Annotated in this window: 22 protein-coding genes; 15 read left to right on the top strand and 7 right to left on the bottom strand. The window is 65.1% G+C overall.

Annotated features, from left to right (window positions below; genetic code table 11):
• The first annotated feature begins 103 nt into the window (after positions 1 to 103).
• The 4 genes from WD006_RS05350 to WD006_RS05365 are packed head-to-tail and all read left to right on the top strand — an operon-like array spanning position 104 to position 4,368.
• Positions 104 to 1,312, top strand: coding sequence for an efflux RND transporter periplasmic adaptor subunit (locus tag WD006_RS05350; protein WP_011516520.1), 1,209 nt, complete (start codon positions 104 to 106; stop codon positions 1,310 to 1,312).
• 22 nt (positions 1,313 to 1,334) lie between these two features.
• On the top strand, positions 1,335 to 2,039 hold the full coding sequence (locus WD006_RS05355; RefSeq protein ID WP_011516521.1) for an ABC transporter ATP-binding protein: 705 nt from the start codon (positions 1,335 to 1,337) through the stop codon (positions 2,037 to 2,039).
• 2 nt (positions 2,040 to 2,041) lie between these two features.
• Entirely contained in the window at positions 2,042 to 3,196 is a 1,155-nt protein-coding gene (locus WD006_RS05360; protein WP_029307859.1) for an ABC transporter permease, read from the top strand.
• A 5-nt stretch (positions 3,197 to 3,201) separates the two neighbouring features.
• Positions 3,202 to 4,368 carry an ABC transporter permease gene (locus WD006_RS05365; RefSeq protein WP_011516523.1) on the top strand — a complete coding sequence of 389 codons (1,167 nt, stop codon included), beginning with the start codon at positions 3,202 to 3,204 and terminating at the stop codon, positions 4,366 to 4,368.
• 48 nt (positions 4,369 to 4,416) lie between these two features.
• Here WD006_RS05365 and WD006_RS05370 read toward each other — a convergent pair whose 3' ends face one another.
• Positions 4,417 to 5,307: a LysR family transcriptional regulator gene (locus tag WD006_RS05370; protein ID WP_011516524.1), complete on the bottom strand. Its 891-nt coding sequence runs from the start codon at positions 5,305 to 5,307 to the stop codon at positions 4,417 to 4,419.
• A gap of 128 nt (positions 5,308 to 5,435) precedes the next feature.
• Between WD006_RS05370 and WD006_RS05375 the strand changes: the two genes are divergently transcribed.
• The gene (locus WD006_RS05375) at positions 5,436 to 7,313 is read left to right on the top strand and encodes an FUSC family protein (protein WP_011516525.1); all 1,878 of its coding nucleotides are present in this window, start codon (positions 5,436 to 5,438) and stop codon (positions 7,311 to 7,313) included.
• Positions 7,314 to 7,495: 182 nt separating this feature from the next.
• Positions 7,496 to 7,813 carry a hypothetical protein gene (locus tag WD006_RS05380; protein WP_008651726.1) on the top strand — a complete coding sequence of 106 codons (318 nt, stop codon included), beginning with the start codon at positions 7,496 to 7,498 and terminating at the stop codon, positions 7,811 to 7,813.
• A gap of 163 nt (positions 7,814 to 7,976) precedes the next feature.
• Here WD006_RS05380 and WD006_RS05385 read toward each other — a convergent pair whose 3' ends face one another.
• The 3 genes from WD006_RS05385 to WD006_RS05395 all read right to left on the bottom strand — a co-directional run bounded on the left by WD006_RS05385 (position 7,977) and on the right by WD006_RS05395 (position 10,034).
• On the bottom strand, positions 7,977 to 8,966 hold the full coding sequence (locus tag WD006_RS05385; protein ID WP_029307857.1) for an SRPBCC family protein: 990 nt from the start codon (positions 8,964 to 8,966) through the stop codon (positions 7,977 to 7,979).
• Complete coding sequence (locus WD006_RS05390; RefSeq protein WP_011516528.1) at positions 8,950 to 9,315, bottom strand: ArsR/SmtB family transcription factor; 366 nt, start codon at positions 9,313 to 9,315, stop codon at positions 8,950 to 8,952. Before WD006_RS05390 ends, WD006_RS05385 begins: the two co-directional genes overlap by 17 nt.
• A 167-nt stretch (positions 9,316 to 9,482) precedes the next feature.
• Positions 9,483 to 10,034, bottom strand: coding sequence for a MarR family winged helix-turn-helix transcriptional regulator (locus tag WD006_RS05395; protein WP_029307856.1), 552 nt, complete (start codon positions 10,032 to 10,034; stop codon positions 9,483 to 9,485).
• 162 nt (positions 10,035 to 10,196) lie between these two features.
• Between WD006_RS05395 and WD006_RS05400 the strand changes: the two genes are divergently transcribed.
• The 9 genes from WD006_RS05400 (at position 10,197) to WD006_RS05440 (ending at position 20,265) form a co-directional block, all read left to right on the top strand.
• A complete protein-coding gene (locus WD006_RS05400) occupies positions 10,197 to 11,171 on the top strand; it encodes a Bug family tripartite tricarboxylate transporter substrate binding protein (protein ID WP_375198949.1) in 975 nt (324 codons plus the stop codon).
• A 45-nt stretch (positions 11,172 to 11,216) separates the two neighbouring features.
• On the top strand, positions 11,217 to 12,773 hold the full coding sequence (locus tag WD006_RS05405) for a sulfatase-like hydrolase/transferase (RefSeq protein WP_029307854.1): 1,557 nt from the start codon (positions 11,217 to 11,219) through the stop codon (positions 12,771 to 12,773).
• A gap of 159 nt (positions 12,774 to 12,932) precedes the next feature.
• On the top strand, positions 12,933 to 13,598 hold the full coding sequence (locus WD006_RS05410; protein ID WP_011516532.1) for a CDP-alcohol phosphatidyltransferase family protein: 666 nt from the start codon (positions 12,933 to 12,935) through the stop codon (positions 13,596 to 13,598).
• An 11-nt stretch (positions 13,599 to 13,609) separates the two neighbouring features.
• On the top strand, positions 13,610 to 14,413 hold the full coding sequence (locus WD006_RS05415) for a HalD/BesD family halogenase (RefSeq protein ID WP_375198946.1): 804 nt from the start codon (positions 13,610 to 13,612) through the stop codon (positions 14,411 to 14,413).
• Positions 14,414 to 14,418: 5 nt separating this feature from the next.
• Positions 14,419 to 15,417, top strand: a complete 999-nt coding sequence (locus tag WD006_RS05420; RefSeq protein WP_029307852.1) for a flippase-like domain-containing protein — start codon at positions 14,419 to 14,421, stop codon at positions 15,415 to 15,417.
• A 151-nt stretch (positions 15,418 to 15,568) separates the two neighbouring features.
• Positions 15,569 to 16,324, top strand: a complete 756-nt coding sequence (locus WD006_RS05425) for an NTP transferase domain-containing protein (protein WP_029307851.1) — start codon at positions 15,569 to 15,571, stop codon at positions 16,322 to 16,324.
• Positions 16,321 to 18,015, top strand: a complete 1,695-nt coding sequence (gene aepX, locus WD006_RS05430) for a phosphoenolpyruvate mutase (RefSeq protein ID WP_011516537.1) — start codon at positions 16,321 to 16,323, stop codon at positions 18,013 to 18,015. Before WD006_RS05425 ends, aepX begins: the two co-directional genes overlap by 4 nt.
• On the top strand, positions 18,012 to 19,211 hold the full coding sequence (gene aepY / locus WD006_RS05435; protein WP_011516538.1) for a phosphonopyruvate decarboxylase: 1,200 nt from the start codon (positions 18,012 to 18,014) through the stop codon (positions 19,209 to 19,211). The genes aepX and aepY overlap by 4 nt, the downstream gene beginning before the upstream one ends.
• A complete protein-coding gene (locus WD006_RS05440) occupies positions 19,198 to 20,265 on the top strand; it encodes a 2-aminoethylphosphonate aminotransferase (RefSeq protein WP_011516539.1) in 1,068 nt (355 codons plus the stop codon). Before aepY ends, WD006_RS05440 begins: the two co-directional genes overlap by 14 nt.
• Positions 20,266 to 20,335: 70 nt before the next feature.
• Here WD006_RS05440 and WD006_RS05445 read toward each other — a convergent pair whose 3' ends face one another.
• From WD006_RS05445 to WD006_RS05455, 3 genes are all read right to left on the bottom strand, one after another.
• Positions 20,336 to 21,934 carry a phospholipase D family protein gene (locus WD006_RS05445; protein ID WP_029307850.1) on the bottom strand — a complete coding sequence of 533 codons (1,599 nt, stop codon included), beginning with the start codon at positions 21,932 to 21,934 and terminating at the stop codon, positions 20,336 to 20,338.
• Positions 21,935 to 22,004: 70 nt separating this feature from the next.
• Positions 22,005 to 23,147: an aromatic ring-hydroxylating oxygenase subunit alpha gene (locus WD006_RS05450; protein ID WP_017514376.1), complete on the bottom strand. Its 1,143-nt coding sequence runs from the start codon at positions 23,145 to 23,147 to the stop codon at positions 22,005 to 22,007.
• 189 nt (positions 23,148 to 23,336) lie between these two features.
• Entirely contained in the window at positions 23,337 to 24,557 is a 1,221-nt protein-coding gene (locus tag WD006_RS05455) for a CaiB/BaiF CoA transferase family protein (RefSeq protein ID WP_029307849.1), read from the bottom strand.
• Between the last annotated feature and the right edge of the window lie 5 nt (positions 24,558 to 24,562).

The following is a 24,562-nucleotide window of genomic DNA, read 5'->3' on the forward strand; positions in this document are numbered from 1 at the left end:
CGGCCATTTTGCGACCCTTGTAACGGGCCGCCTGCCGGCCACCGCCACTCGCTATACTGGGGGCCTTTCTCGGCATTCGTCCGTTTTCGCGACGCATCTTAAATTGGCTGATCCAGACCTGAGCAAGCTGAAAATCGATCGTAGCGCCATGGCGCCCGCCCAGCGCCGCCGCCGTCCCTGGCTGCGCTACGCGATCATCGCGGTGGTGATCCTCGTGCTGGCCGGCATCGGCCTGAAGCTGGCCGGGCCCCAGACCGTGGAAACGGCGACGGTCACTTCGGCATACCCGTCGCAAAACTTCACGCTGCTCAACGCTACGGGTTACGTGGTGCCACAGCGCAAGGCGGCGGTAGCATCTAAGGCGCAGGGCCGGCTGGAGTGGCTTGGTGTGCTGGAAGGCTCCCGCGTCAAGAAGGATGAGATCATCGCGCGGATCGAAAGCCGCGACGTCGAGGCGTCCGCCGCGCAGGCGCGAGCCCAGGTCCAGGTAGCCGAAGCCAATCTGGCATTGCAACAGGCCGAACTGCGTGACGCCGATGTCAATCTGCGCCGGTCGAAGGAACTGCTTGCGCCGGCAGCGATTTCCCAACAGCAATACGATTCCGATCTGGCGCGCTACAACAAGGCGCGCGCGTCGATCAGCAATTCGGAGGCGTCGATCACCTCGGCCAAGGCCAATGCCCGCGCCGCTGAAGTGGCGGTGGAGCAGACCGTGGTTCGCGCGCCGTTCGACGGTGTGGTGCTGATCAAGCATGCCAACGTCGGCGACAACATTACCCCGTTCTCGGCGGCCGCCGACACCAAGGGTGCGATCGTGACCATCGCCGACATGTCCACGCTCGAAGTGGAAGCGGACGTAGCGGAATCCAATATCGCGAAGATCACGGTCGAGCAGCCCTGCGAGGTTCTGCTCGATGCCCTGCCGAACCTGCGCCAGGAGGGCCGCGTGTCACGCATTGTCCCGACCGTCGACCGGTCAAAGGCGACCGTGCTGGTCAAGATCCGCTTCGTCGATCGCGACCCGCGCGTGCTGCCGGACATGAGCGCCAAGATCGCCTTCCTTTCCAAGCCGGTGGCACCTGCCGAAAACAAGCCTCTGACGGCCATCCAGCCATCGGCCGTGGTCGAGCGCGACGGCAAGCCCGTGGTGTTCCTGGTGCAGGACGGCAGGGCAAAACAGGCGCCCGTGACGCGCGGCGCGAAGATCGGCGAACTGCTGGCCGTTCAGGGCGTGAAGCCGGGCGATGTGGTGGTGCTAGCGCCGTCCGAGAAGCTGGGCGACGGCAGCAAGGTCTCCGTCGCAAAGAAGTGACCGGAAGGAAGTGACCGCCATCATGTCCGCCGCTCCCCTCGTTTCGATCCGCCATTTGGCCAAGTCGTATCAGCGCGGCGCCCAGACCGTACCGGTGCTGTCCGATATCTCGCTCGATATTGCCGAAGGCGACTTTATCGCGCTGATGGGACCGTCCGGATCCGGCAAGAGCACGCTGCTGAACCTGATCGCCGGCATCGACCGGCCCGACAGCGGCGAGCTGATCGTGGGCGGCGTCGATATCTCCGACCTGCCCGAATCCGCGCTGGCCGACTGGCGAGCGGCCCATGTCGGCTTCATCTTCCAGTTCTATAACCTGATGCCGGTGCTGACAGCGTTCGAGAACGTGGAACTGCCGCTGATGCTGACCCGGCTGTCGCGCGCGGAACGGCGAGAGCGTGTGGAACTGGTGCTCCGCATGGTCAATCTGGCCGACCGGATGGATCACTACCCGTCCGAGCTCTCCGGCGGCCAGCAGCAACGCGTGGCGATCGCGCGGGCACTGATCACCGACCCGACGCTGATCGTCGCGGACGAGCCCACCGGCGACCTCGACCGCACCTCGGCCACGGAGATCCTGACGATGCTCCAGCGGCTCAACGCCGACGTCGGCAAGACCATCATCATGGTCACGCACGATGCCCATGCCGCCGAAGCGGCCAAATCGCTCGTCCATCTGGAAAAAGGCGAGCTGACCAACAGCGTCGCCACCACGGCATCGCGCTGATCATGTACCTGGCCAAGCTGATCACCCGCAATGCCATGCGCCACAAGCTGCGCACGGCGCTGACCGTGCTCGGCCTGGTAATCGCCGTACTGGCGTACGGGCTGCTACAAACCGTGGTCGATGCGTGGTACGCGGGCGCTTCGGCCGCATCGAATGCCCGGCTGGTGACGCGCAATGCGATCTCGCTGACCTTCACCCTGCCGCTGAGCTACGAGAACCGCATCAAGGGCGTGGACGGCGTGACCATGGTGGCGCGGTCCAACTGGTTTGGCGGGGTCTATCGCGACCCAAAGAACTTCTTCGCGCAGTTCGCCGTTTCCGACAACTACCTCGATCTTTACCCCGAATTCATCGTGCCGCCTACCCAACGCGCCGATTACGAGCGCGACCGCCGGGGCGCGCTGATCGGGAGGCAGTTGGCCGACCAGTACGGCTTCAAGATCGGCGACGTCATTCCAATCAAGGGCACGATCTACCCCGGCACCTGGGACTTCGTCGTGCGCGGCATTATGGAAGGCCGCGACGAAAGCACGATCACACGCCAGATGGTGTTCCACTGGGACTACCTGAACGAGACCGTACGCAAGAAGACTGCCCGCCAGGCTGACCAGGTCGGTGTTTACGTCGTTGGCGTCGACAATCCGGACAACGCGGCGACCATCTCGCGCGCCGTGGACAACGTGTTCAAGAACTCCCTGGCGGAGACGCTGACCGAAACCGAGCAGGCCTTCCAGCTTGGCTTTGTGGCGATGTCGAACCAGATCATCGCCGCGATCCGGGTAGTGTCCTACGTAGTGATCGTGATCGTCATGGCGGTGATGGCCAATGCCATGGCGATGAGCGCGCGCGAACGGATCACCGAGTACGCCACACTCAAGGCGCTCGGCTTTGGGCCGGGCTTTCTGTCGATGCTGGTATTTGGCGAGTCGCTGATCATCAGCGCTTTTGGTGGCGGGCTGGGGATGCTGCTGACACCACCAGCGGCGCGATTCTTCAAGCAGGCCGTGGGCGGCGTCTTTCCGGTCTTCACCGTGTCACACGACACCATGGCCATGCAGGCCGCGTGCGCACTGGTGGTCGGCCTCGCGGCCGCCATCGTCCCCGCGGTGCAGGCGGCGCGCGTGCGCATCGTCGAGGGCCTGCGGGCCATCGGGTAATTCGGATGGTCATCCCGCTCCACTACATCGCACGCAACGTCTGGGCACGGCGCCTGACCACCACGCTGACCGCAGGCGGGCTGGCGCTGGTCGTATTCGTATTCGCGACCATGCTGATGCTCGACGCCGGCCTCAAGCGGACGCTGGTGACGACTGGGGAACGTGACAACGTCGTGCTGATCCGCAAGGGCGCCGAAACCGAGATCCAGAGCGCGATATCGCGCGATCAGGCGGCGGCCATGGAGATGCATTCGGCCGTTGCGTTGACCCCGGAAGGCAGGCCGATGTCGTCACGCGAGGCCGTGGTGCTGATCTCGCTGACCAAGACCGGCTACACCACGCCTTCCAATGTGGTGATTCGCGGCATTACCCCGCTGGGGGTGGAGATGCGGCCGCAGGTCAGGCTGACCCGGGGACGCATGTTCAAGCCGGGTTCGTCGGAAATCATTGTCGGGAGCAGCATCGCCAAGGGTTATGACAACGTCAGCATCGGCGACCATCTGCGATTTGCCCAGCGGGACTGGACCGTGGTTGGCCACTTCGACGCCGGCGGCAGCGGGTTCGATTCCGAGATCTGGGGCGACGTGGACCAGTTGATGCAGTCGTTCCGACGCACCAGCTATTCCTCTATGGCGGTCCGGTTGGCCGACTCGGACGCGTTCGATCGTTTTCGCGCCGATATCGACGTCGACCCGCGCCTGGCCAATGAAGCCAAGCGCGAGCAGCAGTTCTACAGCGACCAGTCGAAGGCGCTATCGGCGTTTATCAACATCCTGGGGCTGACGCTGACCACGATCTTCTCGGTCGCCGCGATGATCGGCGCGATGATCACCATGTATGCGTCGGTGGCCAACCGCGTCGGCGAGATCGGCACCCTGCGCGCGCTGGGCTTCCAGCGCATCAACGTGCTCGCGGCCTTCCTGATCGAGGCCGTGCTGCTCGGCCTGGTTGGTGGGGTCGCCGGTCTGCTCTGCGCCTCGCTGATGCAATTCGCGTCGTTCTCGACCACGAACTTTCAGACCTTCGCCGATCTGTCGTTCCGCTTCGTGCTGACACCCGGGATCGTGATCAAAACACTGCTGTTCTCGATGACGATGGGCCTGATCGGCGGCTTCCTGCCGGCGCTCAGGGCGTCGCGGCTGAATATCGTGGATGCGCTGCGGGCGCGTTGAGCCGACCCGCTGCCTTCTCCCGCTGTCTTCCCGCCTGCTTTCTCCCCCTTACCCCATCACCTCCTCGCAAACCTCCAGCCACGCCCGCGCGGCGTGCGACAGGTAGCGCCCCGGGGACCAGATATGGGCCAGCGCCCAGTCCACGGTCGGCTCGGTCAGCCGGGCGACGGCAAGCTTGTCACGGGACTCCAGGCGCGAGAGCAACGGTTCGGGCAGAAAGGTCGTGCCGAGCCCCGCCGCAGCCATGGATGCCAGGAAGTCCCAGTGCCCGCTCTGCGCCACCACATGGGGCTCGAAGCGAGCATCGGTGAATGCCTGCCGCAGCATCCGGGTCAGCGAGAACTCGTCGGTCAGCATGACCAGTGGCTCGTCGCGCAGCGCCGCCAACGTGACCGTGCGGCCACTTGCCCAGGCCGCGCGATGCGGGCCCACCGCCCAGATCGGGTACTTGGCGAACTGGCGCGTCTCCAGATTGAGCCCGCTGTCTCCGGGCAGCACCGTGGCCCCGACTTCGAGTTCGCCATGCGCCACCTGCTGCTCCACGATCTTCCCGCCGTGCTCGGAGAGATTCAGTTGCAGATTGGGATATCGTCGTCGAAACGCGCTGACGGCCGGGGAAAAGAACAGATTGACCATTGGCGGTACGCCGACCGTCAATTGACCGCGCCCAAGTGACGAAAGATCCGCCACCTCGAGCGTCAGCCGATGCACCACGCCGAGCGCTTCCTGGCCACGGTCATAGACCACCTTGCCAACGTCGGTCAGGCGCACGGTCTTGCCCTCGCGAATCAGCAGTGGCTGCCCCACTTCGTCCTCGAGCTGCTTGACCATCTTGCTGATGGTCGATTGCGTGACGAAGAGCGAAGATGCGGCCTGCGTGAAGCTTCTCAGGCGCGCGGTCTCCACGAAGTAACGCAGCGCACGAATGTCGATCGGCATGATCCGTTCCCATGAAAATTCCGACTACAGACCGGAATTTTAAATCATGTTTGGAATGTTCGCAGGGCCGTTACACTTCCGCTCCTACGCCCCCACCGAGGTCCGGTCGCACCGGCCCCACACAAATCATGGCTAGCTGGCCGAATGCCCGACAGTGGCTGTTTTCGCTGAAGGCATTCGCTGCCGCGATGCTGGCGCTCTACATCGCACTGTATTTCGGCCTGCCGCGCCCCTACTGGGCCATGGCCACGGTCTATTTTGTCTCCCATCCGCTGACGGGCGCGACGCGCTCGAAGGCCGCCTATCGCGTGGCCGGTACCGTGCTCGGCGCCACCGCGGCAGTGGCGACGGTGCCGCAACTGGTCAATATGCCGATCGTGCTGATGGGCGCGATCTCCCTCTGGATCATGGTGCTGGTCTACCTGTCGCTGCTGCAACGGTCACCGCGCAGCTACGTGTTCCTGCTGGCCGCCTACACGCTGCCGATCGTCGCGCTGCCGGCGGTGATGCACCCGGGCGACATCTTCGACATCGCGGTGGCCCGGATCGAGGAGATCGTGATCGGGATCGTCTGTGCCGGGCTGGTCGGATCGATCGTCTTTCCCGCGAAAGTGGCGCCAGCGCTGCGAGACCGCATCCGCATCTGGCTGCACGACGCGGCCGCATGGGCCAACGATATCGTCAATGCCAGCCCCCGTGCCGATGCCAGCCGTCACCGTCTGGCCGCCGATATGCTGGCGCTCGACCAGTTGATCGCGCAGCTTTCGTTCGATACCGACAGCCAGCAGACGCTGCACCACGCCCGCGCGCTGCGTGCGCGGATGTCGGGGTTGATGCCGATCCTGTCGGCGCTGGAAAGCGTGCTGCATGCACTGCGCACGACACCCGAAGGCAGCGAGCGCGAAGCCCTGACCCGTACCGCCACCCATCTGCAGGCGCAGTTCAACCGGCTGATGCGGACCTGCGAGAGGCTGCAGCACGGCATCAGCGACCACCCGCCCGACCTGCCCCCCGAGGAACCGGCAGGCGCCGAGCAGGCCGCGGACGAGGCGGCCGCGTATCACGACCACGCCATGTTGCTGTTCGGCGCGGTGTCGGCCGGACTGGCGGTGTTCTGCGTCGGGCTGCTCTGGATCTTTTCGGGCTGGGAGGATGGCGGCGGCCCCGTGGCCGTGGCGTCGATCGCAAGCTGCTTTTTCGCGACCATCGACGAGCCCCGTCCGGTGGCGCGCATGTTCCTGCGCTGGAGCGCCGCGTGCCTGCTGATTGCATCGTTCTACCTGTTCATGGTGATTCCGCACGCGCAGACGTTCGAGACCCTGGTGGGGATGTTGTCCGTGCCCTACCTTGGCATTGGCATGTTGATCCAGCGGCCAGGATTCAATCTGATCGCGATGCTGCTATCGGTGAATACGGCGTCGTTCGCCAACGTGCAGAGCGTCTACGACACAAACTTCCTCGGCATCTTCAATACGAGCCTGGCCAATGCGGCGGCCATGCTGTTCGCACCGGTCTGGGCGATGCTGGCGCGGCCTTTCGGCGCCCATGTGGCCGCGCACCGCCTGCTGCGCGCGAGCTGGCAGGACCTGGCGCACGCCGCCACGTGGCGCGCTGCGGACATCCATACGCAGCTTGGCGCCCGGATGCTCGACCGGCTGGGCCAGTTGATGCCACGCCTGGGCGCCAGCCGGGGGCGGCTGGCATCCGATGGGTTTACGGAGTTGCAGATCGGCTACTGCACGCTGGCGCTGCAGCGCGCGCTGCCGTCATTGCCGCCAGCTGCGCGCAAACCCATCAGGCGGGTGTTGAGCATCGTGGCACGCCACTTTCGGGCGCGCGCGCGCGCCGGGCATGTGGTACCCGTGCCGATGCCACTGCGGCAGTGGCTCGATACCTCGATCGGACAGGTCATGGCGGCGCGTGGCGATAACCAGCAGATGGCGGCTGTACTGAGCGCGCTCGTGGTGCTTCGCCTCACGATGCAAACGCATGAAAAAAACGACTGATCCGGAGATTTTTAAATCATCACCGGAATACTTCCGACTCACTACACTTCATCCCGTGCCGCACCTCCCCCCAAGTACGGCACCGCTCACAAGGCGTACCGGACGGCGCGTCTCGACAACACCCCCATCCATCCTGCCCGACGCGTCGTCCACCTTCAGTTGAAGTTCACCAGCACAAGAAAATGTTGAAAGCCCTGATTGCCACGACCATCACAACGACTCTTCTCGGCGCCAGCGCGCTGGCCGTGGCACAACCCCCGCAAGGCCTGCAAGACCGAGGCGTACCCGCCGACCGTTATGGCTATGAAATGCACATCGGCAAGCGTGACCCGTACACCGATGGCGCCCACGGCATCCGTCAGCGCGACCCGTACACCGACGGCGCGCACGGCATCCGTGAACGCGACCCCTATACCGATGGCGCCCATGGCTCGGCCGGCATGAATCTGGCCGGCCTGGACCGCACCGGCGTATCCGCCCCGCCGGCGCACAGCGCCTGAAGTTGAAGCAGCAAGAAGTAGAAGCAGAGCAGTAGAAGAAGCAGAAGCACGCAGTAGCAGTAGCAGTAGCAGTAGCAGTAAATAGCAGTACGTAGTTCTTGTGGTCAGTCTTTTCCGGCGTCGCGCCTCCTCGTTCGACGCCGGAACCTCTCCTCTCGAAGCCTCAGCGCTTCGTCATCGCCTTCAGCCATTCCCCGATCGCATCGAGCAGCAGTCCGGAGCCATGCTCGCGCGATCCTGCATCGTCATAGCCATCGAGAAACGCACCCTGCTCGGTCATGACGAGCCGAGTACCCTGCCCCGCCCGCTTCAGTTCGAAGGTGGCCAGCGAGACCGAGATCTTGCGTTCACCCATATGCATCTCGTAGCTGTAGACCAGCCGCTCGTTGGGGATCACGTCGAAGTACACCGCGTCGAACGTGGACACCAGGCCGTTCTCCCAGCGCCCCTGCAGATGCTCGCGGCCACCGGGCCGCACGTCCATCGTGCGCTTGACCTCGGTATAGCTCGGGCCACCGTTGAACCACTGTGCCTTGGCGACGGGATCGCTCAGCGCGCGGAATACCAGCTCGGGACTTGCGTCGTAGGTGCGCTCGATCGTGAAAACGCCATGCGCCACCGACCGTGCCGGCGTGGCGGCCGCGATCCGCGCCACTTCCTTTTCCAGCCGGTCCAGCGTCTGCGCCCAGCCTTCCTCCGCGCCGCGCGTGAAATTGCCGGCTGACGGGTCCAGCGCCGTGTAGCGCTGGGTCACCGACATCTCCGTGCCACCGCACACGGTCTCGAACGTGACCGAGGTATTGGCATTGAACAGCGCCACACCCGCTTCGGTTACCACGGTCATGTCCAGCACCAGACGCGAATGAGGAATGATCTCGACGTAGTGGCCGCGAATCCAGTGCGAATAGTTGCCATCGAGCGATCGCATCCAGAGATCGAACTTGCCGCCCGGCCGGAATTCGACTTCGCACTCGGGAATCGTGAAGCCCTGCGGACAGAACCAGTGCTTCAGGTGCTCGGCGGCGCTCCATGCCTGGAAGACGAGGTCGCGCGGCGCGTTGAATGCCCGCGAGACGGTCAGCGATTCGCGATCCGCCGCGGCAGATGCCTGGGTCTTCGTAGTTGCCTTGGATGTTTCAGTTGCCGTTGCCATCGGATGCTGCCTCCTTTTTCATGGTTTCGAGGTACTCGCCCAACCGGTCGAAATGCCCTTCCCATTCAGCGCGACGCGCGTTGATCCACTGCTCTGCCTCACTGAGCGCTTTCGGCGCCATGGTGCAGGTGCGTACTCGCCCGACCTTCTCGGTCCGGACCAGACCGGCCTGTTCAAGCACGGACAGGTGCTGCATCACCGCCGGCAGCGACATCGCCAGGGGCCGCGCCAGTTCCGTCACCGAAAGCGGCCCGCGTGCAAGCTGCGCGAGCATGGTGCGCCGCGTGGTATCGGCCAGCGCCTGGAATGTGGCGTCCAGGGCGACGTGGGGATCGGAATAGTTAAGCATGAGCTTTAGTATAGAGAGCCACGATAGTTAAGCAAGGACTTTAGTGATTGAGCGGCAAAAAAGGCGGGACGCCGTATCCCGCCTTGATGACTGACCAACTGAACACGTCCGGCCCCATTTATCCGGGCCATTTGTCCGGCCCGTTTGATTACCGTCTTGCTTTGGCCTTAGCGCTTCCGCCACACGTTCAGCGGATCTTCGAACGCCGGCGCATCGGCTGCATCGGACCTGTCCGCCAGGGGTTTCGCCGCCAGCAGCATCGTCATGGCCTGCGCATGGAGTTTGTCCAGGCAGCCCGAGAACATCTCTGCTTCATCCTCATTCAGGCAGCCCGCCAATTCCCGATTGAAATCGCGCGCCCGCGCGAAGGCCGCCGCGTACACCGACTCGCCCGCTTCAGTCAGCCTGAAGGCTGCCGCGCGCCGGTCGCCCTCGCGCGAATCCCGGCGTACCAATCCCTTGTCAATCAGGCCATGCACCGCGCGGCTGGCCAGCACCTTGTCGAGCCCCGCGCTGGCTGCCAGTTCGGTCAGCCGGGTGCCTGGCTGTTCACCGAGGAATGCCAGCATCCGCCACTCGCGGCGACTGACGCCCGCTGCGGCCCGCAGATGCAAGCCGCTCGCGGCCATCGCCACGCGGCTCAGGTGATAGAGACGGTAATTGATGAAGTCGACCAGCCGGCCCGGCGCCTGCAAGGTGCCTGAAGTTTCCTGCGCCATGAATTGTCGAGATTTCCGAGATAGTTGATTTTGTTAACTAATACCCTCGATGCTAGCTTTCGGGGCATACCGAGAACAATCACCACTTCCCCTGAGGAGACACAAGTGAGCCTGTCCCAGCCCCTGCATCTGCCGGCCCTGCTGCGCCGCCTGTGCGCGACGATCGGCGCCGCCACCGTCGTGACTGCCGTGACTGCCGTTTGCACCCTGACCCTGCCCGCCGCCCATGCCCAAAGCGACAAACCGATCCGCATCCTGGTGGGATACCCGGCGGGTGGCACGGCCGATCTGGCGGCACGGCTGGTCGGCGACAAGCTGCGCGAGGAGCTAAAGCAGACCGTGGTCATCGAGAACAAGCCCGGCGCGGGTGGCCGGCTGGTTATGGACTATGCGAAATCGCAGGCCGGCGACGGCAACACCATCGTACTGGCCAACTCGGCGGTGATGACCATCGCGCCGCTCGTCTACCGCAAGCTCAACTACGACATCGCGCGCGATTTCACGCCAGTGGCGCAGGTCGCCAATTTCCAGCTTGCGCTGGCAACCGGACCGGGCACGCCGGCTAAATCCTTCAAGGATTATGTGGCCTGGCTCAAGACCAATTCGGTCGATTCGACCCATGCAGCCTACGCCTCGCCCGCACTCGGCAGCATTCCCCACTTCTTCGGACTGATGATCGGCAAGCAGGTTGGCGTGTCGATGCTGCACGTGCCGTTCAACGGTTCCGCGCCGCTGATGACCGCGCTGATCGGCGGTCAGGTGCCGGCATCGGTGGATACGCTGGCCGATCTGACCGAAATGCATCGCGCCGGCAAGATCCACGTACTGGCCACCTCGGGCACGCGCCGCTCGGCCGCCCTGCCCGACGTGCCGACGTTTACCGAGCTCGGCTACAAGGACATCGAAGGCGTGGGCCGCTACGGCTTCATCGCCCCGGCGGGCACCTCGCGCGCCACGATCGACCGGCTCAATGCCGCCGTCGCGCACGCCATTGCGTCGCCCGACCTCCAGCAGAAATTCCTCAAGCTCGGGCTCGAACCGCAGAGCGGCAGCGCCGACGCCTTCGCTGCCGTGCTGGCCGGCGACGCCACTCGCTGGGGTCCGGTGGTCAAAGCGTCGGGCTACGTCGGCGACTGAAGACGACCGGCGACGGCGAACCCAATCCGTATCAGAGCAACAAACATGTCAGTCCGTAACGTCCTGTTCATCATGTGCGACCAGCTACGCCGCGACCATCTCGGCTGCTACGGTCATCCCACGCTGCGCACACGCAATATCGACGCACTGGCCGCGCGCGGCGTGCGTTTCGACAACGCCTTTGTCACGTCCGGCGTCTGCGGCCCCAGCCGCATGAGCTTCTATACCGGGCGCTACGTCAGCAGCCACGGGGCCACCTGGAACCGCGTGCCGCTCTCGATCGGCGAAATCACACTGGGCGAGTACCTGAAGGATGGCGGTCTGGCGCTGGCCCTGGCGGGAAAGACCCACGTGATGCCAGACAGCGCCAACCTGAAGCGCCTGCATCTGGATGGCGGCGCGGAACTGGAAACGCTGCTGCGCAGCGGGCACTTCGTCGAAGTGGACCGGCACGACGGCCACCACGCCGAACCGCGCAGCCCCTACGCGGACTGGCTGCGCGCGCAAGGCTACGACAGCGCCGATCCGTGGACCGACTATGTCATCAGCGCCCAGACGCCGGATGGCGAGGTGGTATCGGGCTGGCACATGCGCAACGCAGGGTTGCCCGCCCGCGTGGCCGAGCCCCATTCCGAAACGGCCTATACCGTCGATCGCGCGATGGACTACATCGGCGCGCGGGGCGATGACCCGTGGGTGCTGCACCTGTCGCTGGTCAAGCCGCATTGGCCGTACATCGCCCCGGCCCCTTACCACGCGGCCTACTCGCTCGATGACTGCCTCCCGCTCAACCGGGACGATGTCGAACTCGAGCATCCCCATCCGGTGCTCGACGCGTACCGGACCCAGGAGGAATGCGCCAACTTCATGCGCAAGGAGGTGTCGGATACGGTTCGGCCGGCCTACCAGGGCCTGATCCAGCAGATCGACGACCGCCTTGGCCAACTCTGGGAACTGCTCGAACGCACCGGCCGCTGGCAGGACACGCTGATCGTCTTCACCGCCGATCACGGGGATTTCCTCGGCGATCACTGGCTGGGCGAGAAGGAGCAGTTCTACGACACCGTGCAGAACGTCCCGCTGATTGTCTACGACCCGTCAGCCCAGGCCGATGCCACCCGGGGCACGGCCGACGCCCGCATGGTGTCCGCCGTGGACGTGGTGCCGACCGTGCTCGACAGCCTCGGCATGCCGGCCTTCGATCACCGCGTGGAAGGCCGATCGCTGCTGGACCTCACGCGCGCGCGCACCGATGTCTGGCGTGGCTTCGTGGTTTCCGAACTCGACTACGGCTATCGCGGCGCGCGCGTGGCGCTGGGCCGGCATCCCGGCGAGTGCCGCGCCTGGATGGTGCGCGATACGCGCTGGAAGTACGTCCACTGGCAGGGATTCCGCCCCCAATTGTTCGATCTGCTGAACGATCCGAACGAAATTCACGACCTCGGCGAGGACCCCGGGCACGAATCGGTCCGGGCTCAGATGCGCGGCAACCTGCTCGACTGGTTTTGCACGCTGAAGCCCCGCGTGACCGTCACCAACGAGGAAGTGGCGGCCAAGACCAACGTCTACAAACAGGCTGGCGTGTTCTTCGGCGTATGGTGAATCGGCCACACGGCGCGGGTCAGGAAATGACCCCGCGCCGTGCATCGGCTTGCAAATCAGCGTATTCTGGCAAACTTGTCATTCGCGCGTGGCAGGCGTAGTGTTGCGCATCCTCGCGCGCCAAATTGTGGCGCCCCCGCCCCATCTGATTGTTGACGGATGAACCAGAAGACCCATAAATTCCCGGATGAACCACCGCTGCCGTCCACCTGGGACGCGCGCCTTGCCCGCCATCTGGTGCGGCCTCTTAAAGACACCCGCGTTACCCCGAATCACCTGACCACGTTGCGCCTGATCATCGGCCTGGCAGGTATCGCCTGCATCGCCCAGGGCAGCTACGCCTGGACCAACTTCGGCGCGCTGCTGGTCGTGATTTCGAACTTCGTCGACCATACGGACGGCGAACTGGCCAGAATTAGCGGCAAATCGAGCAAGATCGGACACTTTTACGATCTGGCGAGCGATGCGCTGATCACCGTGCTGCTGTTCGTCAGCTTCGGCATGGCAGTGGCCGCGCAAGGCGCGGGCGACGGGCTCGGTTCGGTCTGGCGCGGTACCGTGGCAGGCCTTGCGGTGGCGCTGATCTTCTTCCTGCGGATGCGTATAGAATCGCGGGTTGGCAAAAGTGGAACGAAGCAGGCATCGGCCGGCGGTTTCGAGACCGAGGATGTGCTGTACCTGCTGCCTCTGGTCACACTCGCGGACGGCATTGAACCGTTCCTGACCGCGGCCTCGATTGGCGCTCCACTGTTTGCCGTCCTTGTCATCATCGATTACTGGCGAGTCATGCGGCGCCCCCAGCCAGTCGCGACAACCACGGAATAACGAGCACGCCCATGAGTGAGCACGCCTCCAGCGACATTGCCCTCGCCCCGCCGCCAGCCAGACCGGCCACCAGCCAGCCCGACGCCGCCGTCGCGCACGCGATCGAGCAACTCGACACCCCGGCCCTGCGCGCCGACTTCGAACGCCAGGGCGCGTTCCTGTACCTGGACAAGTTTCTCGCGCCGGACGAATGCGCCCAGCTCGTGGCGCTGACTCGCGCCATGCAGCCCGGCCTGAACCGCAACTACCTGCCCGGCCACAAGCAGGGCGGCAGCGTCAGCCGCCACACCATCGACGAGCAGGCGCCGTTCATCGCCGACCTGTATCGTTCGAAGGCCCTGATCGGCTGGCTCGAAAAGATTACCGGCGACAAGCTCCAGGTCTACCCCGACACTGATCCGCACGCCTACGCACTCTATTACTACACGCGCCAGGGCGACCATATCGGCTGGCACTACGACACCTCCTATTACGACGGTCGCCGCTACACACTGCTGATCGGCGTGCTGGACGATTCGTCGTGCCTGCTCGAGTACGAACTGCATACGCGCACCCCGGAGATTCCCGACGAGCCCGGCGCGGTGCAGATTCCGCCGGGCGGCATCGTGCTGTTCGACGGCGACAAGCTGCGCCACCGCGTCACGCCGGCCGGCCCGAATGAAACCCGCGTCTCGCTGACGTTTGAATACGTGACCGATCCCGGCATGCGCCCGTGGCTGCGCTTCATCTCGAACATGAAGGACGCCGTGGCGTACTTCGGCTTCCGGCAGGTCTTCCGGCGTCTGCTTGGCGGCGCGAACTCCAGTGGAAAGTAATTCGCGTGAGTCGTGCAGCATTCCTCCTGTTCTCGATCGGCGCGGCACTGTTCGTCGGTCTGCTTGCCTGGCAAGGCTTTGACGCGGTCACGACCACGTTGATGTCCGCCGGGTGGGGCCTGGCCGTGGTGGCCGCGTTCCATCTGCTCCCGCTGTTGCTCGATGCCGGCGCCATCGCCGTGCTGCTGGACCGCAAGACCCGTCATGGCACGTTCTGCAGCGCGCTGCGCGCCCGCTGGACCGGCGAGTCGGTCAACAGCCTGCTGCCAGCGGGCCAGATCGGCGGGCCGGTACTGATGGTGCGCTACCTGTCCCATCGCGGTGCGCGGATGCGCGACGCGGCGGCCGCCATCACCGTCAGCACCACCACCCAGGCGCTTTCCCAGATGATCTTCGCGTTGCTCGGCATTCTGTTGTTCGGCGCGCAGGGCAACCTGTCGGACCAGCGCACCCCGATCATCGTCGTCACCGTCATCCTGGCCGCCTGCGTGCTGGTGTTCTGCGTGCTGCAGCGGCGTGGCATGTTTGGCCGCGTGCTGCGCATGGCGGCCAAGGTCTTCGGCAAGCAGAACTGGGATGGCCTGGCCCTGCGCGCCGACGCCGTGGATCAGGCGATCCGCGAGATGTATCGCGACCGTCGCAAGGTCGCAGTCAGCTTCCTGCTGAACCTGGCGGGCTGGATCGCCGGTACCGGCGAGGTCTGGCTGATCCTGTACTTCCTGGGGCACCCAGTGGGCTGGCATGAAGCCCTTCTGCTGGAAAGCGTGGGCCAGGCAATCCGGGGCGCGGCATTTGCCATCCCCGGCTCGCTCGGCGCACAGGAAGGCGGCTATCTGCTGCTGGCGCCACTGGTGGGCCTGCCGCCCGATGCCGCGCTGGCGCTGTCCCTGGCCAAGCGTGTGCGCGAGCTGGTGCTTGGCATCCCGGGGTTGATTTATCTGCATTTCAGCGAACGCAAATTCCAGCGCCGCCGCGCCAGGGCGGCGCTCCAAGGCACCGACTAAGAAGCTGTTTCAAAATGAAGCGAAGCGGTTCTGGCTAGGCGGGGGGCCGCAGACAGTACAAGTCGTACGGCAGGGCCCCGCAACGACGCCAGAATCTTTTTGAAACGGCTTTTAAGCCCCCAGCAGTTTCTTTGCATGTGAGAACAAGTCAATGCGAGCAATCATTCTTGCCGCGGGCCTTGGCCTGCGACTTCAGCAACAGCCGGGCAAGCAGTTCCCGAAGTGCCTGTTGCGTTTTGACGGCGTCACGCTGCTCGAGCGTCATCTGCGTATGCTCGATGCCGCCGGCGTGACCGAAGTCGTGCTCGCGCTCGGCTTCGAGCCGGAACAGGTGCAGGCCGAGCTGGCCCGCCTGAACCGCTCGGCCGAAATCGTGATCAATCCCCGCTACGACCTGGGCAGCGTGCTGACCGTGCACACCGTGGCGGATGCCATGACGCGCGGTGGCGACGTGCTGCTGATGGACGCCGACGTGCTCTATGACGAGCGCATCATGAGCAAGCTCGTGGCCGGCGAGACCGTCAACCGCCTGCTGATCGACCGCGATTTCGAGGCTGGCGACGAGCCCGTCAAGCTGTGTCTGAAGGATGGCGTGCCCGTGGAACTGCGCAAGCAGCTCATGGCCGATCTCTCGTATGACGCGATCGGCGAATCGGTCGGCTTCTTCCGTTTCAAGCAGGACTGCGCCCAACGTCTGGCCGAAATCGTCAAGGGCTATGTCGATGGCGGCCGCGCCAACATGCCGCACGAAGAAGCGGTACGCGACCTGCTGCTGGAACGCTCCCACACATTCGATACCGCTGACGTCACCGGCGCGCCCTGGATCGAGATCGATTTCCCGGGCGATGTGGCCCGTGCCGCCGAAGAAGTCCTGCCCCAACTGCAGCCCGTAGGAATCGCCCAATGAACGCCCACGACCCGAACCTCCTCGCCACCTCGCGCAGCGCCCGCCTGCGCCAGATGCTGCGCTCGAACGAACTCGAATTCATCATGGAAGCCCATAACGGCCTGTCCGCACGCATCGTGCGCGAGGCCGGCTTCAAGGGCATCTGGGCCTCGGGCCTGGCCATCTCCGCCCAGTTCGGCGTGCGCGACAACAACGAGGCTAGCTGGACCCAGGTGGTCGACAACCTCGAATTCATGGCCGATGCCAGCGACCTGCCGATCCTGCTGGACGGCGACACCGGCTACGGCAACTTCAACAACGTGCGCCGCCTGGTGCGCAAGCTCGAGCAGCGCGGCATCGCCGGCGTCTGCATCGAAGACAAGATCTTCCCGAAGACCAACAGCTTCATCGGCGGCGAGCAGCAGCCGCTGGCCGATATCGACGAGTTCTGCGGCAAGATCAAGGCCGGTAAGGATTCGCAGGCCGACGACGACTTCTCGATCGTCGCGCGTGTCGAAGCGCTGATCGCCGGCTGGGGCATGGAAGAAGCCCTGCGCCGCGCCGAGGCGTACCGTCAGGCCGGCGCCGACGCCATCCTGATCCACAGCAAGCTGTCGAAGGCCGACGAGATCGTGACCTTCGCGCGCGAATGGGCCGGGCGCGCGCCGCTGGTGATCGTTCCCACCAAGTACTACAGCACGCCGACCGACGTGTTCCGCAAGGCCGGCATCAGCCTCGTGATCTGGGCCAACCACCTGATCCGCGTGGCCGCATCGTCGATGCAGGCTGTGGCCCGGGAAATCCACGACAGCCAGACGCTGGTCAACGTGGAAGACCGCATCGCCACCGTCAACGAAATTTTCCGCCTGCAGGATGCCGACGAATACTCGGCCGCCGAGAAGATCTACCTGACCGGTGGCCAGGCGCCCAGCTCCGCTGTGGTGCTTGCGGCCGGACGCGGCAAGGGCCTGGAGGCCCTGACCGAAGACAAGCCCAAGATCATGCTGCCGGTAGCCGGCAAGCCGCTGCTGCGCTGGCTGGTCGACGGCTTCAAGAACCAGGGCATCAACGACATCACCGTGGTGGGCGGCTACAAGGCCGAGGCGATCGACGCGGCCGGCATCAAGCTGGTGCGCAACGAGCGCCACGCCGCCACCGGCGAGCTGGCTTCGCTGGCGTGCGCCGCCGATTCGCTCGAGACCGACACCGTCGTCTCCTATGGCGACCTGATGTTCCGCAGCTACATCCTGCGCGACCTGCTGGAAACCGATGCGCCGTTCAGCGTGGTGGTCGACTCATCCGAGTCCGCCCCGTCGAACCAGAGCGTGCGCGATTTCGCGTGGTGCTCGGCCGCCGACGACCGCGACCTGTTCGGCCAGAAGGTGCTGCTGCGCAAGATCTCCGACACGCCGGCCGCTACCGACGGAGAGCCGCATGGCCGCTGGATCGGTCTGCTCAACGTGCGGGGCGAAGGCCGCGCGCGCCTGCAGAAGCTGCTGGCCGAACTGCGTCAGCGGCCCGACTTCGACTCGCTCGACATGCCCGACCTGATCAACGCGCTGGTCGAAGCCGGCGAGAAGGTCGAGGTCCGTTACGTACATGGCCACTGGCGCGGCGTAAACGACCTGGAGGACTTCCGCCGGGCCGGAGACTTCGCGCACACGCAAACGCCGTACGCGCTGGGCAACAACGACGGAGAGACTGCCCGATGATCGAGGCCGTCCAGTTCGTGGAAGCCGCGCGCGAGCGCGGTTTCGAGTGGTACGCGGGCGTACCGTGCTCGTACCTGACGCCGTTCATCAACTACGTGGTGCAGGACCCTTCCCTGCATTACGTGTCGGCCGCCAATGAAGGCGATGCCGTGGCCTTTATCGCTGGCGTGACGCAGGGCGCGCGCAATGGCGTGCGCGGCATCACGATGATGCAGAACTCGGGCCTTGGCAACGCGGTGAGCCCGCTCACCTCGCTGACGTGGACGTTCCGCCTGCCGCAGTTGCTGATCGTCACGTGGCGCGGACAACCCGGCGGCGCGTCGGACGAGCCTCAGCACGCGCTGATGGGCCCGGTCACGCCTGCCATGCTCGACACGATGGAGATCCCGTGGGAGCTGTTCCCGACCGAGCCTGATGCCGTGGGCCCGGCGCTGGACCGCGCCATCGCCCATATGGATGCCACCGGCCGGCCGTACGCGCTGATCATGCAGAAGGGCAGCGTGGCGCCCTACCCGCTCAAGACGCAGACGCCACCCGTGGCGCGCGCGAAGGCAACGCCGCAAGTGTCGCGTTCCGGCGCCACGCCGCTGCCAAGCCGCCAGGAAGCGCTGCAACGCGTGATCGCCCACACGCCGGCGGATTCCACCGTCGTACTGGCCTCCACCGGCTTCTGCGGTCGTGAACTGTACGCGCTCGACGATCGTCCCAACCAGCTTTACATGGTTGGCTCGATGGGCTGCCTGACGCCGTTCGCGCTGGGGCTGGCCATGGCGCGTCCGGACCTGAAGGTCGTGGCCGTCGACGGCGACGGCGCGGCGCTGATGCGCATGGGCGTGTTCGCCACGCTCGGCGCGTATGGCCCGGCCAACCTGACGCACGTGCTGCTGGATAACAACGCACATGATTCGACCGGCGGTCAGGCCACGGTATCGCACAACGTCTCGTTCGCAGGTGTTGCCGCGGCGTGCGGCTATGCCTCGGCGATCGAGGGCGACGATCTCGACATGCTCGACCGCGTGCTGGCCAGCGCCGCCACGGCGACATCGGGCCCGAATTTCGTCTGCCTGCAGACCCGCGCCGGCACGCCTGACGGGCTGCCGCGTCCGTCGGTGACGCCGGTGGAAGTCAAGACGCGCCTTGGCCGCCAGATCGGCGCCGACCAGGGCCATGCCGGAGAGAAGCATGCTGCTGCTTAACCCGGGCCCCGTCACGCTTTCGGAACGCGTGCGCCGGAGCCTGCTGCAAACCGACCTGTGCCATCGCGAAAGCGAGTTTTTCGACCTGCAGGACGAAGCGCGCGATCGGCTGCTCAACATCTACGCGCTCGACCCCGCGGCATGGACGGCGGTACTGATGACCGGCTCCGGCACGGCTGCGCTGGAAAGCATGATCGCGGCGATGGTGCCCGCCAACGGCAAGCTGCTGATCGTGCAGAACGGCGTGTACGGCGAGCGCATCGCGCAGATCGCCGCGCAGTACCAGATCGCGCATGCGCTGGTGAAGCACGATTGGATGGAAGCGCCCGACCTGGCCCGCATCGACGCGGCGCTGGCCGAAGATCCCGCCATCACCCACGTGGCCGTGATCCATCACGAAACCACGACTGGTCGGCTGAATGACCTGTCGGCGATCGACCGTCTGTGCCAGGCACGTGGCGTGCGTCTGCTGGTGGACACGGTGAGCAGCTTCGGCGCGGAAGCGATCGACTTCAGCGGCAATATCGACGCGGTGTGCTCCACGGCGAACAAGTGCCTGCACGGCGTGCCGGGTGCGGCTTTTGTGATTGCGCGCCGCGCCGCGCTGACCCATGCGGCAACCCGTACGTACTACCTGGATCTCGTTCGCCTGGCAAAGCTGCAGGACCAGCGCAACACGCCGTTCACGCCGTCCGTCCATGCGTACTACGCGCTGGTGGAAGCGCTGCGCGAGCATCAGGAAGAAGGCGGCTGGAAAGGTCGTCACCAGCGCTATGCGGCGCTGGCCGAACAGGCGCGCGCCGGTCTGGCCGCGCTGGGCATCGAGGCACTCTGGCCCGCCGAGCAGTCGTCGGTGGTGCTGCGCGCCTACCGCCTGCCCAACGGCGTCACGTACGAGCAGCTTCACGACGGCCTAAAGGCCCGTGGATTCGTGATCTACGCTGGCCAGGGCGGCCTGTCTTCGCAACTGTTCCGCATCTCGACGATGGGCGCGATCACGGCAGCCGATATCGACAGGCTGATCGAGGGTTTCAAGGCGCTGGTGCAGCGCTGAGCCCAAGGTGGTTCTTCTCCCCTCTCCCCGCCGTGCGGGAGAGGGGGAAAACAACACGCGGAGTCGTTCGCTACAACTGCGATTCCACCGGCAGCATCCGCAACACGCCCTGCTTGATATGGTCCCAGGCGTTCATGTCGGGCTCGCTGCGATACGTGCGCAGGATGCCGTCCTCCTGGGTCACCCACACCATCTGCTCCTTGCCGGTCGCGGGATCGGTCTCGAGCACGACCTGGTAGGCGACGTCGAGCAACGCGGCGTCGATCACTTTGCCGAACATCTCGCATAGCGGCGCGCTGTCGACCACGATACCCATTTCGGTATTGAGCCGTGCCGAACGCGGATCCAGGTTCAGGGATCCGATAAACAACTGGTGTCGATCCACCATGTAGGTCTTGGCGTGCAGGCTGGCGCGGCTGCTGCCGCCCGGGCCGCTGCGGTGGGACTTTCTTTCCTTGGCCAGTTCGGCGTAGGCCGATGGCTTCAGTTCGTACAGGATCACCCCTGCCCTCAGCAGGGCCTCGCGCCTCGGCGCGTAGCCCGCGTGCACCGCCGTCACGTCCGTCGCGCCATACGAATTGGTCAGGATACGAACCTGGACACCCCGCTTCTGCATCCCGGTCAGCCAGTCCATGGCGTCGTCGGGCGGCACGAAGTACGGGGATATCAGCGTCAGGTCATGCTTGGCGCTGTCGAGAATCTTGCCTAGCTGCGGGATGGCGTGCGTGGAATCGTCGTCGGGCGGCAACTGGATCTTGGCCGCCTTGTCGGCGATAACCGTCGCTCGGCCCCAGAAGGACGGCAGCGTGCCCTGGTGAAGCGCATGCACGACCCCGGACTCCAGCACGGATTTGCCATACGGCGTCGCACTCACGGCGATAGCGCGATCGTCGACGGCGTTGCGCAGTTTCTCCTGCTGCTCGGCGGCCTCCTTGCCCGTGAGCGGCTTGTCCAGGGTCGAGATCGGATAAGCGGCTTCGTTGTTCCAGTAATCGTCGAACACGGCCGACACCTCTGGCACCACCGGACCGGCCGCCAGAAGATCCAGGTCGCTGAAATCGGTTTGCGCCGCGCCGTAGTACTCGTCGCCGACGTTGCGTCCGCCGACGATGGTGAGCTGGTTGTCGGCAGTCATCGACTTGTTGTGCATCCGCCGGTTGATCCGGCTGAAAGCGGTGACGTACTCGAGCAGGCGCACATTTCGGCTGGCGAACGGATTGAACACCCGCACCTCGATGTTCGGATGCGCGTCGATCACCTGCAGCATCTTGTCCTGCCCGGCCAGATGAATGTCATCAAGCAGCAGCCGCACCCGCACGCCACGATCTGCCGCGGCCATGATGGCGGCCAGCAGCGTCAAGCCGGTATCGTCCGTTTCGTAAATGTAGTACTGGATATCGAGCGAGCGCTGCGCCACGCGAGCCAGTGCGATACGCATGGCAAACGCATCCGTACCTGCGGCCAGCGGATAGAACACGGACTCGCCCGGATGGGCGGCCAGTTGTGGCGCCAGTTCTCTGGCTATCGCCGTATCGCTGGTATCGCGCAGCGCCACTTCGGGCTGCAGTTCCGGCCGCTGCGGCAAGCCCGCGCAGGCCGTCAGGAACGCCGCGATCATGACAACCAGGAAACGACCAAACAGACCCGCCAATCGACGCGTGTCTCCCATTCGCCCCTCTCACCCGTAAATGTTGTGAATATGTCGCGCCGCGTTACGCGTACCTTGCCTGTCGACCGCCTCAAACCTGGGTCTCCAGCCGCTGGATCGGAATGACCGTGCGGCCACCGCACTCGCGCAGCAGATCGCGCAGATCGCGGATGACCGGGAATACCTCGTGATTCCAGTCCTCACCCTGGCGGTCATGGGCCTCCTGCTCGCGCTCGACGATCCAGCGGTCTTCCTTGAAGATCCGCTCGGTGAACCAGACCAGTAGCGGCCAGGCCAGGTCCAGCGCGAAAGGAATGCCAGGGCGGCGGATCGACAGCATACCGAACGTGCGGTTGGTGCGTTGCGCCGCGTCCAGCGGCACATAGGCGATCCAGAGATCCATCACGAGCGTGCCACTGCCAGAGCGGATTTTCAGCGTCTGGTACGGGTAGCCGGTGCGGACGGTCATCACGTCCTTATTGCCTTCGCCGCCTTCCTTGCTGAAGACAAGCGCCTCACCCATCGGCTGCTTGCCGCCTTCGCGCGAGAAGGTGTAGTCCACCTCCACGAAGTCGGCGCCACGGCGGCGGCCTAGCGACCGCGCGCGCATCATGCCCATCTGCCGCCGATGCAGGAACTGATGGTTCATGTCCATCAGGTTTTCGTGCATGAAGGAATAGTGACACTTGACCTCCCGGCCAAAGCGTCGTGTCTTGTAGTGTTTGTCCGCCACCGAGGCGAATTCGGGCAGCGGCTGCTGTCCGGCCAGCGCCGGATTGCCCGGAAAGACAAAAATCAGGCCCGCGCGCTCTTCGCACGGATAGGCGCGCACGCCGTTCGGCAGGCGCTCCTTGCCCAGGTAAGGCACGTCGATGCAGCGTCCCGAACAATCGTATGTCCAGCCGTGATAGCAGCAACGAATCGACTCGCCATCCACCACGCCCGCGTGGAGCGGCACCTGTCGATGGGCGCAGCGATCCTCCAGCGCGAAAATCTTTCCGGTTGCGGTGCGCACGAGCACGATCGGGTCGCCGGCGAACTGGACGCCATGTGCCTGGCCGGCCTTGACTTCGCGGGACCAGGCCAGTGGATACCAGTGATCGGGGTGAATCGGCACGCGGCGAAGGTCCCGTGTGGCGGCCTCCGTCCGGGTTTCCGCTGGCGCGGCGGCCGGCGCGCCCGAAGGCGCGGGATCGGCGGTACGGTGGTCAAGCGCGGACTCTGCTGCGTACATGCGTGGCATCTCCTTGCGTCCTGGAACCCGAGCCACCGGGATTCGGGTATCGAACTCGCCGAGTCTACCCGATTGCGACACCACCAGTCTGTCGGCATTTCTCTGACCGGCCGTCCAAGTGCCGCAACGCAACAACCACGCCGCGGAGGGTATGTATGTTGTCGATGCAAGCCGTTGACCACAGCCCGCCTAGATCACCCCGCCCTCGCGCAGCCCGGTCAGGTCGGCGGCCGTCAGTCCCAACGCGCCGTAGACTTCCGCATTGTGCTCGCCGACCCCCGGCCCGCTCCTGGCTGGCGGTGGGGTGTGTCCGGCGAACCTTGGCACCACGCAGGGTGCCGGGATCGAGCCCAGGTCCGGATCGGGCAGCCTGACGATCGCCTGCCGTTCCTGAAAGTGCGGATCGTCGACGATATCGGCGATCGAGAAAATCTTGCTGAACGGAATCTCGTGCGCCTCGAGGGTGCTTGCCACATCCGCATAGGCATGGCTGCCGAACCACCTGGCGACGACTTCATCGAGCGCGTCCAGATGGCGCACCCGCGACGGGTTGGTGGCGAAGCGCGGGTCGTCGGCCATGCCCGGCTGCCCGATCGCCTGACACAGGCGCCGGAAGATCGGGCCCGACGATGCCACCAGCGATACCCACTGGCCATCGGCCGTGGCATACATGTTCGACGGCGCGGTATACGTGGCGCGATTGCCCGCGCGCTGGCGGACCTGGCCAAGCTGCTCGTACTCGACCGCCAGCGGCTCCAGCAACCGGAACAGCGCCTCGGTGGCGGCCAGGTCGATTTCCTGGCCCGGCATGGCCTCGTTGCCAGGCCGGCGACGTTCGGCGATGGCGCTGGCAATCGCGAACGCGCCGAACAGGCCGGCCACCATGTCACCCATCGGGTAGTTCATATGCAGCGGCGCCCCGCCCGTCTCGCCGGTCAGGTTCGTGAAGCCGCTCATCGCCTCGAAGATCCGCGCAAACCCGGCGCGCTGTGCGTAGGGGCCGGTCTGCCCGAAGCCGGTCAGGCGCAGCACGACCAGACGCGGATTGGCACGCCGCAGCGTGTCGATATCGAGCCCCCAGCGATCAAGCGTACCGGTCCGGAAGTTCTCCACGAGCACGTCGAAGTCCGGCAGCATCCGCAGGAACAATGCGCGCCCGGCCGGCTTGCGCACGTCCAGCGTGATACCGCGCTTGCCGCGATTGGTCACCTTCCAGTACAGCGCCAGATCGCCCTTGACCGGAGCCAGCCCGCGCAGCGGGTCGCTCCCATCGGGCAGTTCGAGTTTGACGACGTCTGCGCCCATGTCCGCGCACAGCGTGCTGGAAAACGGCGCGGCGATGACGGTGGCCATGTCGAGGATGCGTACCCCGGCCAGCGGGCCACCGGGTTGTTCTGCTTCGGGATTCATGCGAT

The sequence above is a fragment of the Cupriavidus sp. Met-2 genome (assembly GCF_049843575.1).
Lineage (GTDB): Bacteria > Pseudomonadota > Gammaproteobacteria > Burkholderiales > Burkholderiaceae > Cupriavidus > Cupriavidus metallidurans.

Bases quoted from the DNA above. Each gene is read 5' to 3' on its own strand.
- WD006_RS05355 (WP_011516521.1), top strand. From the start codon at position 1,335: ATGTCCGCCGCTCCCCTCGTTTCGATCCGCCATTTGGCCAAGTCGTAT.
- WD006_RS05360 (WP_029307859.1), top strand. From the start codon at position 2,042: ATGTACCTGGCCAAGCTGATCACCCGCAATGCCATGCGCCACAAGCTG.
- WD006_RS05365 (WP_011516523.1), top strand. From the start codon at position 3,202: ATGGTCATCCCGCTCCACTACATCGCACGCAACGTCTGGGCACGGCGC.
- WD006_RS05370 (WP_011516524.1), bottom strand. From the start codon at position 5,307: ATGCCGATCGACATTCGTGCGCTGCGTTACTTCGTGGAGACCGCGCGC.
- WD006_RS05375 (WP_011516525.1), top strand. From the start codon at position 5,436: ATGGCTAGCTGGCCGAATGCCCGACAGTGGCTGTTTTCGCTGAAGGCA.
- WD006_RS05380 (WP_008651726.1), top strand. From the start codon at position 7,496: ATGTTGAAAGCCCTGATTGCCACGACCATCACAACGACTCTTCTCGGC.
- WD006_RS05385 (WP_029307857.1), bottom strand. From the start codon at position 8,966: ATGGCAACGGCAACTGAAACATCCAAGGCAACTACGAAGACCCAGGCA.
- WD006_RS05390 (WP_011516528.1), bottom strand. From the start codon at position 9,315: ATGCTTAACTATTCCGATCCCCACGTCGCCCTGGACGCCACATTCCAG.
- WD006_RS05395 (WP_029307856.1), bottom strand. From the start codon at position 10,034: ATGGCGCAGGAAACTTCAGGCACCTTGCAGGCGCCGGGCCGGCTGGTC.
- WD006_RS05405 (WP_029307854.1), top strand. From the start codon at position 11,217: ATGTCAGTCCGTAACGTCCTGTTCATCATGTGCGACCAGCTACGCCGC.
- WD006_RS05410 (WP_011516532.1), top strand. From the start codon at position 12,933: ATGAACCAGAAGACCCATAAATTCCCGGATGAACCACCGCTGCCGTCC.
- WD006_RS05415 (WP_375198946.1), top strand. From the start codon at position 13,610: ATGAGTGAGCACGCCTCCAGCGACATTGCCCTCGCCCCGCCGCCAGCC.
- WD006_RS05425 (WP_029307851.1), top strand. From the start codon at position 15,569: ATGCGAGCAATCATTCTTGCCGCGGGCCTTGGCCTGCGACTTCAGCAA.
- aepX (WP_011516537.1), top strand. From the start codon at position 16,321: ATGAACGCCCACGACCCGAACCTCCTCGCCACCTCGCGCAGCGCCCGC.
- aepY (WP_011516538.1), top strand. From the start codon at position 18,012: ATGATCGAGGCCGTCCAGTTCGTGGAAGCCGCGCGCGAGCGCGGTTTC.
- WD006_RS05440 (WP_011516539.1), top strand. From the start codon at position 19,198: ATGCTGCTGCTTAACCCGGGCCCCGTCACGCTTTCGGAACGCGTGCGC.
- WD006_RS05445 (WP_029307850.1), bottom strand. From the start codon at position 21,934: ATGGGAGACACGCGTCGATTGGCGGGTCTGTTTGGTCGTTTCCTGGTT.
- WD006_RS05450 (WP_017514376.1), bottom strand. From the start codon at position 23,147: ATGTACGCAGCAGAGTCCGCGCTTGACCACCGTACCGCCGATCCCGCG.
- WD006_RS05455 (WP_029307849.1), bottom strand. From the start codon at position 24,557: ATGAATCCCGAAGCAGAACAACCCGGTGGCCCGCTGGCCGGGGTACGC.